Source organism: Acidobacteriota bacterium (assembly GCA_030774055.1).
Taxonomy (GTDB): domain Bacteria; phylum Acidobacteriota; class Terriglobia; order Terriglobales; family Acidobacteriaceae; genus JACPNR01.
The window spans coordinates 1-15,911 of sequence record JALYLW010000080.1 but is presented as its reverse complement, the minus strand read 5'-3'; the positions used below and the strand labels follow the sequence as shown (position 1 = coordinate 15,911).

Below are 15,911 nucleotides of genomic sequence, written 5' to 3'. Positions count from 1 at the left end.
CGGCTCCTCTCTGACTACCCGGTGTGGCGATGCGCGATCAGGTACAACAGCGGGAAAAGAAAGATCCACACAATGTCGACGAAGTGCCAGTAGAGGCCGCCGATCTCGATGGGCGTGTGGTACTCCGGGCCGTACTTCCCTTTCCATGCGCCGATGAGCAGCCAGGTCATCAGTCCCAGGCCGATGATCATGTGCGTGGCGTGCATGCCGGTCATGCCGAAATAGAGAAAGAAGAATATCTGTGCGTGGCGCGGATCGACTTCCACATTCGTCCCCGGGACTCTCTCGTGGAACTGGAAGTACTGGCCGGGGACGTGATGCGTCTCCCACTTCTCGTAATACTCCACGCTCTTGATGCCGAGGAAGATGATGCCGAGCGCCATGGTCAGCAGGAGGAACAGCGGGATGAGCTTCGTCCGGCCAACCTGCGACGCCCACACCGCCAGCACCATGGTGAACGACGAGCCGATGAGCACGGCGGTGTTGATTGCGCCAAGCTTTACGTTGAGCGTGGCGCTGCCCGCGGCGAAGGCTTCCGGATACGTGGTGCGGTACACCAGATACGCCAGGAACAGGCCGCCGAAGAACATGATCTCGGTGACGAGGAACACCCACATGCCGAGCGACGACGCTTCACGCTGCTGCTCCATGTCGTCGAAGTGGTGCTGCAGCGCGGGGTGATGCGGATGCGCCGCGCCTGCGACCGCATTGTGAACGTTATCCGGCAACGTGCGTCTCCTCCTGGTGCTCGTAGTCGTAGGCCTCGGTGTGCACGATGGGCGGATGCTCGAAGTTATCCGTGAGCGGCGGCGACTGCGTCTGCCACTCCAGTCCGGTGGCGCCGAACGGATTGTCGCCGGCGCGCTGTCCGTAGCGCATCGACCAGGTGAAGTAGATCATCGGCAGCAGGTAGCCCACGCCGAGAATGGACGCGCCCGCGCTCGACATCACGTTCAGCACCTGAAACTCTTCCGCGTAGGCGCCGTAACGGCGCGGCATCCCCATGTATCCGAGGATGAACTGCGGGAAGAACGTGAGGTTGAAGCCCACGAAGATGATGAGCGCGGAAAGTTTCGCCCAGCCTTCCGGATACATCCGTCCCGAGATCTTCGGCCACCAGAAATGCATGCCGCCGAGGTAAGCCATCACCATGCCGCCCACCATGATGTAGTGGAAATGCGCGACGACGAAGTAGGTGTCGGTGACGTGTACGTCGATGCCGAGCGCCGCCAGGAACAACCCGGTCAGGCCGCCGATGGTGAACAGTCCGATAAAGCCGAAGGCGTAGAGCATCGGGGTGTGGTAACTGATCGAGCCCTTGTACATCGTCGCCGTCCAGTTGAACACCTTCACCGCCGACGGGATGGCCACCACGAAGCTGAGGAACGAGAAGATCATCGCCGAGTACACGCTCATGCCGGCGGTGAACATATGGTGTCCCCAGACCAGGAAGCCGAAGATGGCGATAGCGATCGACGAGAACGCGACAAAGCTGTAGCCGAACACGCGCTTGCGCGAAAAGCAGGCCACGACCTCGCTGATCACGCCCATCCCCGGCAGGATCATGATGTACACCGCCGGGTGCGAGTAGAACCAGAACATGTGCTGGAACAACACCGGATCGCCGCCCAGGTTCGGATCGAACACTCCGACGTGGAACAACCGCTCGGCTGCGACCAGCAGCAGCGTGATCGCGATGACCGGCGTTCCCAGCACCTGGATGATGCTGGTCGCGTACAGCGACCAGATGAACAGCGGCAGCCGGAACCACGTGAGTCCGGGCGCGCGCATGCGATGCACGGTCACGATGAAATTCAGTCCCGTGAGGATGGAAGAGAACCCCGAAACGAAGACGCCGACCGCCGCCGCGATCACGTGCGTATTGAGGAAGCCGGTGGAGAGCGGCGTGTAGAACGTCCAACCGGTGTCCACGCCGCCGGAGACGATCGAGAAAATCGTGATCACCCCGCCGATGACGTACAGGTACCAGCTCAGCAGGTTGATCCGCGGGAAGGCCAGGTCCTTCGCGCCGATCATCAGCGGCACTAGAAAATTCCCCAGCACCGCCGGGATCGATGGGATCAAGAAGAAGAACACCATCACGATGCCGTGCAGGGTGAAGAGCTTGTTGTAGGTATCGAGCGTCACCAGGTCGCTCTGCGGCGTGAGCAGCTCCAGGCGGAAGAGCACCGCCATGGCGCCGCCGATGAAAAAGAAGAACGTGATGCTGAACAGGTACAGCAGCGCGATGCGCTTGTGGTCCGTCGTGAGCAGCCACGAGCGGATGCCGTAGTGCGCGTTCAGATAGTTCACGTGTTCGTGGCGCTCGGTCATTGCTTGGGCACCTTGGCCTTCGGCACGTTCACCTCTTTCGGCGAAGCCGCGCCCGGTTCGCGATTATCAGCCGGCATCGCGGATTGGCCCTTCATCGCCTTCACGTACTCCACCAGTTGCAGCAGCCCTTCTTCCGAGACTTGTCCCTGGAACGTCGGCATGATGGGCTGGAATCCCTGCACCACTTTTGCCTGCGGGTTGAGGATGGATTCGCGAACGTAATTCTCGTCGGCGATCACTTTGCGTCCGTCTTGCAGAGTGACGGTAGAGCCGAACAGCCCCACCAGGTTCGGACCGCGCGCGCCAGAGTCCGCGCGATGGCAGGTGTTGCAGGCAAGCTGTTGGAAGAGCTTCTCGCCATTCTGCGCGAGCGAGCCTTCCGTCGGACCGCCCGCCAGCCACTGTTCGTAGTCGGCAGGCTCCATCACCACCACTTCCCCGATCATCCCGGAGTGCATGGTGCCGCAATACTCCGCGCAGAACAGGTGATAGCGCCCGACCTTGGTCGCGCGGAACCACGCGTAGCTGTAGCGTCCGGGGATCACGTCGGACTTGATGCGGAACGCGGGAACGTAGAAGGAATGGATCACATCCTGCGAGGCGAGGATGACCTTCACGTCGCGTCCCACCGGTACATGCAGCTGGTTGATCTCGCGTTGTCCGTCAAGATGCTCGAACTTCCACATCCACTGCTTGCCCACGCCGTAGATCTCCATCGACTGCGCCGGTGGACGGTTCATGCCGAAGAAGATCACCGCGCCCCACACGAACATGATCAGCGCGATGCCCAGCGGGATCACCGTCCATCCGATCTCGAGCGCGAGGCTGCCTTCGATCTGCTCCGCCCTGCGGTGCGTGGAGCGGCGATAGCGCACTGCGAACACGATGATGGTGATCGCGATGGCGGAAGAGAAAAACACCAGCACCGACAAGATGAACAGGAACAGCAAGTCCACCTGGCTCGCCATGGTGGAGGCCTGTTCCGGCATGAACGGCAGGTTCTTGAGGAAGTCAGGCATGGCCGGCCTCCCCCATCCCGCCTCTCCGCTCGCGGCGGAACATCACCAGCATGAAGCTGCCGAGCGCGAGCATGGTGGCGATTGCGCCCACGCGCATCATGTTCATGATCACCGCACCGTATTTTCCGCTCGCTGGATCGTAGTGGTAGCAGTAGAGCGTGAGTGCGTCGACCACGGTGCCGATATGTTCGTCGGAAGATTCCACCATCGCCAGCCGCAGGTCGCGCGGCGAGAACTCGATGCCGTAGAAATACTGCGCCAGCTTGCCTTGCGGCGTGGCGACCATCGCGCCGCTGGCGTGGGCGAACTGTTGCGTCTTGTCGTCCCACACGTAACGGAACCCCGCCGCCTCGGTGGCGGCCGCGATGGACTTCGCATCGCCGGTCAGAAAGTGCCATCCACTCTCGCTTCCCTTGCGCCCGTAGCGGACGAGATATTTCGCCTTGGCGTCGGCAGCGGTCGCGGGCGTATCACGGGGATCGAAGCTGATGGCGACGACGTCGAACTCCTGGCCGGCGGTGAACTTCATCGCCGCCAGCGCACCGGTGAGGCCGTTCAATACCTGGCTGCACAACATCGGACACTGGAAGTAGACGAAGGCGAGCACCACCGGACGCTTGCCAAAGTAGTCGCCGAGCTTCACCGTGCGGCCAGTTTCATCGCGGAAGGTGGCGTCGAGCGGAAGCTGCTGGCCGAGCCGCTGCTCGATCCTTGCCTGCTCCAGGATCTTCGGGCGCGTGTTCGCCGTCGGAGCAAACTCCCGCGGCGCCGGCACCTGCGCGGCGGCGGCGTGCACCAACGCCAACACGCTCATCACGAGCAGTACGATTTGAGCGGCAGCCAGACGGCGGATTGGGTTCGCGCTCACTTCTTCGTCACACCTTTCGCTGTATTCGCCGCCGCCGGGGTCGCGGTCTTTGCCGCCGGTGCTACCTTCGCCGCTCCTGCTCTCGCCGGCGCCACGCCCGGCTTCGCCGGCAGTCCGCGCTCGAGCGTGAGCTGCATCGCCTGCTCGATAGGGATACGCACTACGCCAGTCTGTTCGTCCACCCATGTCGGCGGGCCGTTCAGCAGCTTGTCTTCCGTCACGCGCAGTCTGTTCACGTCGTGCACCGGATCAGCCTGCAACCGCGGTTGCGGGAAATCGCGGGTCGGATCTTTCTGCGTCGGCTGCCGCTGCCCGCTCAGCATCGGGTTCGGCTCCGGATCGTGCGCGGTAAACGAACCCCGTAAGTAGTGGAACATCCCCCCTATCCCGAACTGGATCACGAGCGACACCACGGCGAGCGTGATCAGGAAGCCGAAGATCCCGCGCACGCTGACGTCGCTGTGCTCGTGCGCCCCGCCGAAATTGCGCATGTAACTGGCATCGTGCGCCGGCTCCGGCGCATGGCCCTGCTGGGGCTGCTTGTCATGCATGTCATGCGCCATGGCTGTGCACCCCCGCGAGCACGTCTTTGAGCAGCGGATCGGCGAGCGGCAACAGCGGACGCGAGCGCAGCTGGGTGAAGAACGCCGCCAGCCAGATGCCGCCCATCGCCACCAGAACGACGACATAGATCCACAACTGCGCCCACGGGATCTGCGGTGCTCCCGTCGGCTTGAAGCTGGGCTCGATGAGCCAGAACATATCCACCGCACGCATCACCAGGATGCCGGCGGCGACGAGCGCGAGCGCGCGGCCTTTCTTCTTCAGTTGCCGCGAGAGCAGCAACACGAACGGCATCATGAAGTGGAACACGATGATGGCCAACGCGATGTGCTGCCAGCCGCCGCGCGTGCGGTCGCCATACCACGGGATCTCCTCCGGAAGATTTCCCGACCAGATGATCAGGTACTGCGAGAAGGCGAAGTACGCCCACAGCATCACGAAGGCAAGCAGCAGGTTGCCGAGGTCTACGAGATAACCCGGCTTGATCACGCGCACCATCGGCTGGTAGCGCGCCAGCAGGATGGTGATAGCGATAGCGAAACTCATCGCCGAGAGCACCTGTCCGCCGATGAACAGCACGCCATACATCGTCGAGGACCAATGCGCATCGAGCGCCATCACCCAATCGATCGACGCAAAGGTCACGGTCAGCCCATAGACGACCAGCCCGGGCGCGGCGAATCTCTGGAAGCGGCGTCGCCAGTCGTAATCGTTGCCCGGCGACTTGTCGCGCTGTTCGGAAAGTCGCGTGATGCCCGCGCCCAGCACCCACCAGGCGATGAAATAGATGATGACCCGTCCGACCCACCACTTCCATTCGAAGACCGGCAGGCGGTGCCGCAGGATCTCGTCGGAAGCGACCCGGTTCACGTCCGCCCACGGATACAGCCGCTGCAATCCGAAGAGCAGCGGAATGAACATCGCCAGCATCAGTGGGATGTTCTTGCTCGCCGCCTGCAATTGCCGCCGGATGATCAGTCCCCACGTCCCACCGGTCAGGTATTGCAGCATGAGCAGCGCGAGGCACCCGAGCGTGACGCCGAGCCACAACATGTACGCCATCAAGTACGCGCGGAAAAAATGGTCGGGACTGAGCACGAGGGCAACGATCGAGAGCAGCGTCGCGACCAGGCCGATCACGAACGAGCGTTTGCGCACCGTGTCCACGATGGGCGGCGTGACGAAGTCTTCCGCGCGGATGACGGTCGCGTTGGCGTACTCCTCCGTCATCGCGGCACCTCCGTCTCGTGCGGTCCGGCGGTCCTCGGCACCGGTGTCTGTTGCACTTCTCCCCCGACGTCGGAAAGTTTCTTGATCTTTCCGCGCTGCGCCGCCGGCACGTCATTCACGCTCGCGTGCTGGCTCAACTGCAGCGCGCGGATGTAAGCGATGATGCGCCAGCGGTCTTGCGGCGAAACCTGCGCTACGGCATCGGGCATGGCGCCGAAGCCGTGCGTGATCACGTCAAAGTAATGTCCCGGCGGCGAGGTGCGCAGGCGGTCGATGTGGAATGACGGTGGCGGGCGGTACCCGCGCTGCACGATCATGCCGTTGCCGTCGCCGATGCTGCCGTGGCACGGCGCACAAAAGATGCCGTAGCGCTGCTGCCCGCGCTTCATGTCAGCCGCGGTGATGGCCATCGGGAAATAGTCGATGGGCGCCTCGCCCACCATCCCGGTGTAAAGCGGCGACCCATCCTGGAATTCCCCCGCGGGCACGGTGCCTTCCACGTACGGGCGCTCCGAGCGTTTATCCGGATAGAAATCGCTCGCGCGCATGGGAATGTACTTCGGCTGGTCGTGCATGTCCTGCCGGCAACCAGCGACCATGGACGCAAGCAAGATCGCCGCAACGGATTGTGCCCAGCGCAGGCGCATCAGTGCGGCACCTCCTCCACCGCATTCACGCCTTCCATGTGCAGCAGGAAGTCGGCCGTCTGGTGCCGCTCGAACTTCGGATCGGTGGACTCGATGACCAGGAAGAAGTGATCTCTGCTGGCCATGGCGAAGCGGCTCACGTTGAACACCGGGTGATACGGCATGGGCAGGCCGTTGAGCGCGAGCATGCCAAACACCGCTGAGGCCGCTGCCGCCAGCACCGTGCATTCGAAGGTGATGGGAATAAAAGATGGCCAGCTGAACAGCGGCCTGCCACCAACGTTCTGCGGATAGTCGATGGCGGCCATCCAGTACTGCATGTACATGCCGCCCACGCACCCGATGATCCCGCCAATGAGCACGATGAGTGGCAGGCGCGTGTTGTGGAATCCGATGGCCTCGCTCAGCTCTTCGATGGCAAAGGGCGAGTAAGCGTCCATCTTGCGATACCCGGCTTCGTGCGCTTTGCGCGCCGCCTGCACCACGTCGGTGGGCGTGGCGAACTCGGCGATGACCCCATAGACCGCGTGCCGCTTCGGAGGCTTCATTCTTCCACCTCCGCTTGCGGCAGGATGGTGCGCATCTCGAAGATCGAGATCATCGGCAGGAAGCGGACGAACAGGAAGAGCAGCGCGAGGAATAATCCGATGGTCCCCACGAACGTCATGATGTCCCACCTCGTGGGATGGAACATGCCCCACGACGACGGCAGGTAGTCGCGATGCAGGCTGGTCGCGATGATGATGAAGCGCTCCAGCCACATGCCGATGTTCACGATGATGGCGACCACCCACAGGCCTATCGGGCTGTTGCGCACGCGGCCTATCCACAGCATCTGCGGCAGCACCACGTTGCAGGCGAGCAGCGACCAGTAGAAGTGCGCGTAGGGTCCGGTCAAGCGGTTCAGGATCATGAACATCTCGAACTCGTTGCCGCTGTACCAGGCAATGAACGCTTCGATCATGTAGCCGTATGCAACGATCAATCCGGTGGCGAGCATGATCTTCGCCATGTTGTGCAGATGGCGCATGGTGATGAAGTCTTGGAGTCCGTAGATGGCGCGGATAGGGATGGCCAGCGTCAGCACCATCGCAAATCCGGAATAGATCGCGCCCGCAACGAAGTAGGGCGGAAAGATGGTCGTGTGCCAGCCCGGCACCACCGACACCGCGAAGTCGAAACTCACGATGGTATGCACGGAAACGACCAGTGGTGTGGCGAGTCCGGCGAGCAAGAGATATGCCGTCTCGTAACGATGCCAGTGGCGCGCGGAGCCGCGCCATCCCATCGCCAGCATGCCGTAGATGACTTGCGACACTCGGTTGGTCGAGCGGTCACGCAGCGTGGCGAGGTCGGGGATCAATCCCACGAACCAGAACAGCGCGGAAACAGTGGCGTAGGTCGAGACGGCGAAGACGTCCCACATCAGCGGCGAGCGGAACTGTGGCCACACGCCCATGGTGTTGGGATACGGAAAGAGCCAGTACGCCAGCCACGGACGCCCGGTATGCATCATCGGGAAAATGCCGGCGCAGGCGACCGCGAATAGCGTCATCGCTTCGGCGAAGCGATTGATCGAGGTGCGCCATCCTTGTTTCAGCAGCAGCAGGATGGCGGAAATGAGCGTGCCCGCGTGTCCGATGCCGATCCACCACACGAAGTTGGTGATGTCCCACGCCCATCCGACGGGAATATTGTTGCCCCAGATGCCAATGCCGCGCAGCACCAGGTAGCTGAGCGCGGTCATCAGCATCATGGCGACCAGGAAGGCGATGCCGAAGCCGAGCACCCATCCCATCGACGTCTTGCGGGTGAGCACGATGGAGCCGATCTTGTCCGAGACCGAAGCGAAGGTGTGCCCGGGCATGATGACGGGGGGCTTGCCCGCCATCGCCGCCGGTGTGGGCCGCTGCTCTTCGGTCGGTCCCTTATGCTCCGCCATGGGTCACTTTCTTCGTGCCGTTCCCTTCTTCTCGCCGCCGCTCTCCAACTCCGGATTCGGATTGCGGATCACCGCCAGGTACGTGGTCCGCGGCCGCGTGTTGAGTTCTCCCAGCAAGGAATAATTGCGCGCCTCCTGCTTCAGCGCGGTCACGCGCGCGGCCGAGTCATTGATGTTGCCGAAGACGATCGCATCCGCCGGGCATGCCTGCTGGCAAGCGGTCTCGATGTCGCCATCCTGCACCTTGCGCTCGTGCGTTTCGGCGTCGATGCGTCCGCGGTTGATGCGCTGCACGCAGTAGGTGCACTTCTCCATCACGCCGCGCGAACGCACCGTCACGTCGGGATTGCGCAGCATCTTGTACTGCGGCGTGTCCCAGTCCTGGTAGAGCAGGAAGTTGAAGCGCCGCACCTTCCACGGACAATTGTTCGAGCAGTAGCGCGTGCCCACGCAGCGGTTGTAGACCATCTCGTTCAGCCCTTCGCTCGAGTGCACCGTCGCGCCCACCGGACACACCGGCTCGCACGGCGCGTCTTCGCAATGCATGCAAGGCACAGGCTGGAAGTAGGCGCGCGGATTCTCCGCCGTGCCTTCGTAGTAGGTGTCCACCCGCAGCCAGTGCATCTCGCGCTCTTTGATCACCTGCTCCTTGCCCACCACGGCGATGTTGTTCTCGGCATCGCACGCGACCACACACGCGTTGCATCCCACGCACGAGTTCACGTCGATGGTCATCCCCCACGCGTAGCCCTCGTACTTCACCGCCGGATACATCGAGATGTCCGGCGTCTCTTCACCTTCGTGCAGCGCTTTGGGATCGTGCTCGTATGCTGCGAGGTCGGCGGCGCGGACCAGGTCGCGTCCCGCCATCGTCTGGTGATGCTGCGTCACGGCGAGTTGGGTGCGCTCCTCGAGCGCTTTCACTTCCGCACCAACACCGAAGCCCGGCGCGTTGCTGGTGCGCAGCTTGTACGCGCTGAAGCCCATGCCGTTCGCCACCCGGCCGGCACGCTCGCGCCCGTAGCCAAGGTGTACGGTGACGGAATCATCGGGATGTCCGGGCAGCACCCACACCGGCCCCGTGATCTCGCGGCCGCCGTAGCGGACGGTGACCACCTGCGTCTTGCCTTCGTTGACGCCTGGAACAAAGTCAGCGCGTCCATCCGAGTCTTCGTACGCCGCCAGCGAATCGGTCGCGAGATTCAGCCGCCGCGCTGTCGTCGGACTCATCAGCACGGCGTTCTCCCACGTGATCTTCGTCAGCGGCTTGGGCAGCTCTTGCAGCCAACCATTGTTGGCGAAGCGGCCGTCGAAGACGTTGGGATCGGCGCGGAAGATGACCTCGAACTGGTTCTTCGGGGTAACGCCGGCTGCCACCCCCGGCGCTCCCACACCCTTGGCCGTGACTTGCTTCTCCGGCAGCGCGCTGTCGGCGATGAAGCCGTCATGCAGCGACTTGCGCCACCACATCTCAAAGTCTGCACCGGAATGCTGGGATTTCCAGTGCGTGCGCAGCACGTCATAGCCGGGAACGCCGGGCGAATCGCTGAAGGCGGTCAGGAAATCGTGCGTGGACTTGCCGTCGTAAAGCGGCGCGATGAGCGGCTGCACGATCGAGACCGTTCCGTCATACGCGCGCGTGTCGCTCCACGACTCGAGATAATGCGCTTGCGGCACGTGCCAGTGGCAGAGCCACGAAGTCTCGTCAACGTAGAGGCCGAGGTGCGCGCGCAGCGGGACTTTCTGCATCGCGCCGGTGAAATCGAGATCAGCGGGTGCGTTGTAGACCGGGTTGCCGCCGACGATCGCGAGCATATCCACCTTGCCCGCCCACATCTCGCCGATCAGCTCACCTAGCGATTGTGCCTGGTCCACCGGATTCGCTTCCATCGGATCGGTGTACACGACCGTCTTGCCCACGTTGCCAAGCGCCTGATTCATCGCTGCCGCCAGCGCGTGCACGGCTGCCGGCTGGCCTTCTCCAGCGATCACCAGCGACGCGCCGCGATGCGCTTGCAGATCCTTCGCCATCGCCGCGATGAACTTGCCGTCAACGCCGCCCGCCGCACTTCCGGCGCTCGCGCCCAGCGCGCTCGCGAGACCGCGCGCGAAGTCTTCCACGTCGCTCGCCCGCTTTGGCAGCCGATGGTCGGCCTTCGAACCGGTCGACGACGGCGTGCTCTCGATGGCGTAGAGCCGGTTCATGCCGCGTTCAGACTTGCCGCGGCCATCTTTCTGCACCTTGCGGCGCGAGGCGAACTCGCGCGCATAGCGATGGAAGCCGGGATATCCCGCAGACAGAAAATCTGCGTCGAGCGAGACGATCACGTCCGCCGGCTCAATGTGGTAGACCGCGTTCATCGGCTGGCCAAAAGCGGCGACCATGCCGGCGCGGAACGAATCGCGGTTGACCGGATCGTACTGGTACCACTTCGCCTGCGGATAGAGCTTGAGCAGGTCGCGCATCTGCGCGGCCATCGTCGGCGAGATCACCGTCTCGGTGAGGAAGCGGACGCCCACTCCGCCCAGCGATTTCTGCGCCACCAGCGGCTGGCGGATCGCCCCCAGGAATGCGCCCCACGGCTTCACTTCGCCGAGGTGCTGGATGGTCTGCGAGCGATCGGGATCGTAGAGCCCGAGCACCGAAGCCTGCGCGAACACGTCACTGCCGCCCGCCGACGCCGGATGGTTCGGATTCCCTTCCACCTTGGTCGGCCGGCCTTCATTGCTCTTGGCGAGCAGCGGGAAGGCGCCGGTCGGGAATGGCATCGCCGTGGCGAAGTAGGTGGGATTGCCGGGCAGCATGTTCTCTGGCTGGCGGACGAATGGGATGATGGCTTCCTTCGGCTGCTTGGTGCAGGCGGAAAGTCCGGCGAGCGCCAGGCCGGCGGCGGCGACCTTCATGAAGTCGCGGCGACTCACTTCATCGAGCGCGGCGGCGTGGCGCGGGAATTCATCTTCGATCAGCCGCCGGAAGCCTGGTGTCTGCGCGAGTTCGTGTAGCGACCGCCAGTACTGCGGTCCCTTGGCGCGCTCGAGCTGCTCGCGCGCATCGGCAAGCGTGAGCGCTTTGCCGGTGTCGATGCGGACAAGCTCGTTCGCTTCTGCCGAACGATCCGCCGCCGCCGCTTTTTTCTTCTCTACGCAGTCCGCTGACATTTCATCCCTTATCGTTTACCTGACTCATCGATGGCACGTCGAGCAGCTGGTGATGTCGCTCGGCGGCCGCACTCGGTACATCTGGATCAGATCTTTTCCCAACTTGCGCTGGTCGGTGTAGTGCTGGCTCCCGAAGTCGAGCGGCTTCTCGGCGGTCGGCTTCTCGTAGCCCATGTTGAATACCTGGTCTTTCGGACGCAGGAACTTGTCGGGCGCGCGATGGCAGTCCAGACACCACTCCATCTGCAGTGATTGTGCCTGGTACATCAGCGGCATCTTGTCCACCGGGCCGTGGCAGCTATCGCAACCCACGCCTTTGTTCACGTGGATGCTGTGGTCGAAGTAGACAAAATCGGGCAGGTCGTTCACCCGCGTCCACTCCAGCGATTTCCCGGTGCGGAAGCTTTCGCGCACCGGCTCGAGCATGGGCGCGTTCGTCCAGATCTGCGCGTGGCAGTTCATACACGTCTTGGTCGGCGGGATGCCGGCGAACGGCGAGGTCTCTACCCCAGTGTGGCAGTAGCGGCAATCGATGCCCATGCCACCGGCGTGGTGCGCGTGCGAGAACGGCGGCGTCTGCACCTTGGCCTCGCCCTGGGTGGTGACGTAGCTCGAGCGCTGCACCTCGGCCGCCGTCCACGTCAGCGCGCCCACGAGGAACAGGAAGCCATAGATCGTCAGACGCGAGATCGTGTTCGTGCTGCGATGGAAGATCTGTGACAAGTGACCTTCTGCTTCCGTCCGTCTTGCGGCAGAACACGGCTCGCTGTTTTGGCCGTCAGGTTGAGTTCAGTTGTCCAGTGGTTCCCGGAGCGAGTTGGGAAACGGGGAATTATAACAAGGCATATCGATTGCGCCAGTGGCGCGACGTGACTTGGCGTTCAAATGAGGCTCGTCCCTTGGGGGAGGTTGCCGCCGACCAAGGTAGGTGTGTTCCGATCTTCGCAACACCTCAGAAACCATAGAATCCAGCCTGGACTTTTCTGCAGGTCTGGTGTTTCGTGGAGCCTTGAGGAAGGTGTAATGGAGGTCCCGCGCGCTATACCTGAGCGTTCTGCCGGTGGCGGCGCGACCGCCGGGCCGGGCCACGCATCCTAATCTGGCAGGAGATTCCTTAGCCATGGCGAAAACTGCGGCAGACATTCTCATCGAAACCTTGCTGGACTGGGATGTGGACACCGTCTTCGGCCTCCCCGGCGACGGCATCAACGGCATCATGGAGGCGCTGCGCACGCACCAGGAGCAGGTGCGTTTTATCCACGTGCGCCACGAGGAATCGGCGGCGTTCATGGCCTGCGCCTATGCCAAGTACACCGGCAAGCTCGGCGTGTGTGTCGCGACCTCCGGACCCGGCGGCCTGCATCTGCTGAACGGTCTCTACGACGCCAAGCTTGACGGCCAGCCTGTGCTCGCCATCACCGGCATGGGATTCCATGACCTCGTCGGCACGCACACGCAGCAGGATGTGGAACTCGACAAGATCTTCATGGACGTGGCCGCCTACTCCGTCCGCGTCATGGGACCCACACACGTGGAGAACGTCACCGACCTCGCTTGTCGCACCGCGCTGTCGTATCGCGCCGTGGCGCACATCACCTTCCCCGTGGACTTGCAGGAGAAGGAGGCCAAGAAGGGACGCTCCCAGCGGAACATCCCGCACCATACCTCCGACGTGATGGCCTACAGCGCGCGCATGCCCCACGAGGTGGACCTGCAAAAAGCCGCGGACATCCTCAACGCCGGCAAGAAGATCGCCATCCTCTGCGGTCGCGGCGCCATCGGTGCGGCCACCGAGCTGGAACACGTTGCCGAGTTGCTGGGCGCGCCCATCGTGAAGGCGCTGCTCGGAAAAGCCGCTGTCCCCGACTCCAGTCCGTACACCACCAACACCATCGGACTGCTGGGCACGCTGCCCTCGCAGCTGGCGCTCGAGGATTGCGACACGCTGCTCATGGTCGGCACCTCGTTCCCGTATCTCGAATTCATGCCCAAGCCCGACCAGGCCCGCGCGGTGCAGATCGAGCTCGATCCCAAGCGCATCGGATTGCGCTATCCGGTCGAAGTGGGGCTGGTCGGCGACAGTCGCCGTTCGCTCGCGGCACTGCTCCCGCTGCTGCGCAAGCATGACGACCGCAGCTTCCTCGAAAAAGCGCAGCAGGGGATGAAGCACTGGAACGCGCTGATGGAAAAGCAGGCCACGCGCGCGGACAAGCCGATGAAACCCCAGGTCGTGGCGCACGAGCTGGGCAAGCGCCTGCGCAACGACGCCATCGTCTCTTGCGATTCCGGCACCATCGCCACCTGGTGGGCGCGTCATATCCCGGTGAAGCAGGGCCAGATGCACTCGCTCTCCGGCACGCTCGCCTCCATGGCCAACGGACTTCCTTACACCATCGCGGCGCAGGTGGCATATCCCGAGCGGCAGTGCGTGGCGTTCGTCGGCGACGGCGGCTTCCAGATGTTGATGGCCGAGTTCGCCACTGCCGTGCAGTACAAGCTGCCCATCAAGGTCGTCATCTGCAAGAACAACTCGCTTGGCATGATCAAGTGGGAGCAGATGGTCTTCCTCGGCAATCCCGAGTACGGCTGCGACCTGAGCCCGATGGATTTCGCCGCCTTCGCGCGCGCCTGCGGCGGTGCCGGCTTCACCATCGACGATCCCAAACACTGCGGCGCGGTGATCGAGCAAGCGTTGAACACGCCCGGACCGGTCATCATCGAGGCGGTCGTGGATCCGTTCGAGCCGCCCATGCCGCCGAAGATCACCATGGACCAGGCGGCAAAGTTCGCCGAGTCGTTGATCAAGGGCGAGCCGAACCGCAAAGAGATCGCGCTCACCGTCTTTGGGGATAAGGTGCGTGAGATGGTTTAGAGCTGCGGTCCGGGCTGCGATTTACGACTGCGATCTACGACTGCGCCAGGTTCATGACCAGCAGCCTGGGCTCCGTCATCTCTTCGATGGCGTAGCGCAGGCCCTCGCGGCCGAGCCCGGAATCTTTCACCCCACCGTAGGGCATGCTGTCGATGCGGAACGTGGGCACCTCGCCCACCATCACCCCTCCGACCTGCAACTCCTCGAACGCTTTGAAGATGAGCGCGGCATCGCGTGTGAACACTCCGGCTTGCAGGCCGTAGGGCGAATCGTTCACCCGGCGCAGCGCGTCGTCGAACTCGTCGTACGGTTCCACCGTGACTACCGGCGCGAACACCTCCCGGCAGTTCACCTTCATCTTTGCGTTGGTGTGCGTGAGCACGGTCGGTTCGAAGAGCGAACCATTGCGCTTTCCGCCGCACAACACCTGTGCGCCGCCGGCTACTGCTTCCGCGATCCACTGCTCCACGCGTTCGGCGTCGGAAGGCCGGATGAGCGGGCCAACGTCCGTCGCCTCGTCCATCGGATCGCCAAGTCTCAGCGCTTTAACTTTGGGGATGAAGGCTGCGAGGAACCTGTCGAGCACGCTGCTGTGTACCAGGATGCGCTGCACCGAGATGCAGCTCTGCCCGGCATAGCTGAAACCTCCGACGGCGCAGCGTTCGGCGGCGTAGTCGAGATCGGCGTCGGCATGCCCGGAGTCCGAATGAAAGTCCGAATGAACGATTACGCCCGCGTTGCCGCCCAGCTCCAGCACCACGCGCTTCTTCCCCGCTTGCGACTTCAGCGCCCAACCCACGGCGGCGCTTCCGGTGAAGCTGAGCATCTTCAGGCGAGCGTCTTCCACCAGCACGCCAGCATCTTCGTTGGCGAGCGGCAGGACGTTCAGCGCGCCCGCGGGCCAGCCCGCTTCCGCAACCAGGCGGGCGAGGTTGAGCGCGCTCAGCGGCGTCTGCGGTGCGGGCTTGAGCACCACGGCGCAGCCGGCCGCAATGGCCGGCGCGAGCTTGTGCCCAACCAGGTTGAACGGGAAATTGAATGGCGTGATAGCGGCGATGGGTCCGAGCGGAAAGCGCCGCACCAGGCCCCACCGGCCGCGCATGGATTCCATCACGTCCAGCGGAAGGTATTCCCCCGGGATGCGCACCGCTTCTTCCGCGGCGACGTCGAAGGTGAACGCGGCGCGCTCGATCTCCACGCGCGCCGTCTTGATGGGTTTTCCTGCTTCGAGCGCGAGCGTCCGCGCCAGCGCTTCGCGCTGCGCGCGAATCAGCTC

The 15,911-nt window shown here is 63.3% G+C and carries 13 protein-coding genes; 1 reads left to right on the top strand and 12 read right to left on the bottom strand.

The window, feature by feature from the left end:
• Positions 1–14: 14 nt before the first annotated feature.
• Genes M3P27_06405 through M3P27_06355 form a run of 11 tightly spaced genes read right to left on the bottom strand, consistent with a single transcriptional unit; the run spans position 15 to position 12,486 of the window.
• Entirely contained in the window at positions 15–728 is a 714-nt protein-coding gene (locus tag M3P27_06405) for a cytochrome c oxidase subunit 3 family protein (GenBank protein ID MDP9267944.1), read from the bottom strand.
• Positions 718–2,334: a cytochrome c oxidase subunit I gene (gene ctaD, locus M3P27_06400; protein ID MDP9267943.1), complete on the bottom strand. Its 1,617-nt coding sequence runs from the start codon at positions 2,332–2,334 to the stop codon at positions 718–720. Before ctaD ends, M3P27_06405 begins: the two co-directional genes overlap by 11 nt.
• Entirely contained in the window at positions 2,331–3,353 is a 1,023-nt protein-coding gene (coxB, locus tag M3P27_06395; GenBank protein MDP9267942.1) for a cytochrome c oxidase subunit II, read from the bottom strand. The genes ctaD and coxB overlap by 4 nt, the downstream gene beginning before the upstream one ends.
• On the bottom strand, positions 3,346–4,221 hold the full coding sequence (locus M3P27_06390; protein MDP9267941.1) for an SCO family protein: 876 nt from the start codon (positions 4,219–4,221) through the stop codon (positions 3,346–3,348). The genes coxB and M3P27_06390 overlap by 8 nt, the downstream gene beginning before the upstream one ends.
• Positions 4,218–4,784, bottom strand: coding sequence for a hypothetical protein (locus M3P27_06385; GenBank protein MDP9267940.1), 567 nt, complete (start codon positions 4,782–4,784; stop codon positions 4,218–4,220). The genes M3P27_06390 and M3P27_06385 overlap by 4 nt, the downstream gene beginning before the upstream one ends.
• A complete protein-coding gene (locus tag M3P27_06380; protein ID MDP9267939.1) occupies positions 4,774–6,015 on the bottom strand; it encodes a hypothetical protein in 1,242 nt (413 codons plus the stop codon). Before M3P27_06380 ends, M3P27_06385 begins: the two co-directional genes overlap by 11 nt.
• Positions 6,012–6,662 carry a cytochrome c gene (locus M3P27_06375; GenBank protein MDP9267938.1) on the bottom strand — a complete coding sequence of 217 codons (651 nt, stop codon included), beginning with the start codon at positions 6,660–6,662 and terminating at the stop codon, positions 6,012–6,014. Before M3P27_06375 ends, M3P27_06380 begins: the two co-directional genes overlap by 4 nt.
• On the bottom strand, positions 6,662–7,210 hold the full coding sequence (locus M3P27_06370; protein ID MDP9267937.1) for a DUF3341 domain-containing protein: 549 nt from the start codon (positions 7,208–7,210) through the stop codon (positions 6,662–6,664). The genes M3P27_06375 and M3P27_06370 overlap by 1 nt, the downstream gene beginning before the upstream one ends.
• Positions 7,207–8,553, bottom strand: coding sequence for a polysulfide reductase NrfD (nrfD, locus tag M3P27_06365; GenBank protein MDP9267936.1), 1,347 nt, complete (start codon positions 8,551–8,553; stop codon positions 7,207–7,209). The genes M3P27_06370 and nrfD overlap by 4 nt, the downstream gene beginning before the upstream one ends.
• 54 nt (positions 8,554–8,607) lie before the next feature.
• The gene (locus M3P27_06360) at positions 8,608–11,763 is read right to left on the bottom strand and encodes a TAT-variant-translocated molybdopterin oxidoreductase (protein ID MDP9267935.1); all 3,156 of its coding nucleotides are present in this window, start codon (positions 11,761–11,763) and stop codon (positions 8,608–8,610) included.
• Positions 11,764–11,787: 24 nt separating this feature from the next.
• Positions 11,788–12,486 carry a cytochrome c family protein gene (locus tag M3P27_06355; protein ID MDP9267934.1) on the bottom strand — a complete coding sequence of 233 codons (699 nt, stop codon included), beginning with the start codon at positions 12,484–12,486 and terminating at the stop codon, positions 11,788–11,790.
• Between the two features lie 397 nt (positions 12,487–12,883).
• Between M3P27_06355 and M3P27_06350 the strand changes: the two genes are divergently transcribed.
• Positions 12,884–14,635, top strand: a complete 1,752-nt coding sequence (locus tag M3P27_06350; GenBank protein ID MDP9267933.1) for a thiamine pyrophosphate-binding protein — start codon at positions 12,884–12,886, stop codon at positions 14,633–14,635.
• A gap of 34 nt (positions 14,636–14,669) precedes the next feature.
• Here M3P27_06350 and M3P27_06345 read toward each other — a convergent pair whose 3' ends face one another.
• The gene (locus M3P27_06345; protein MDP9267932.1) at positions 14,670–15,908 is read right to left on the bottom strand and encodes an aldehyde dehydrogenase family protein; all 1,239 of its coding nucleotides are present in this window, start codon (positions 15,906–15,908) and stop codon (positions 14,670–14,672) included.
• Positions 15,909–15,911 lie beyond the last annotated feature (3 nt).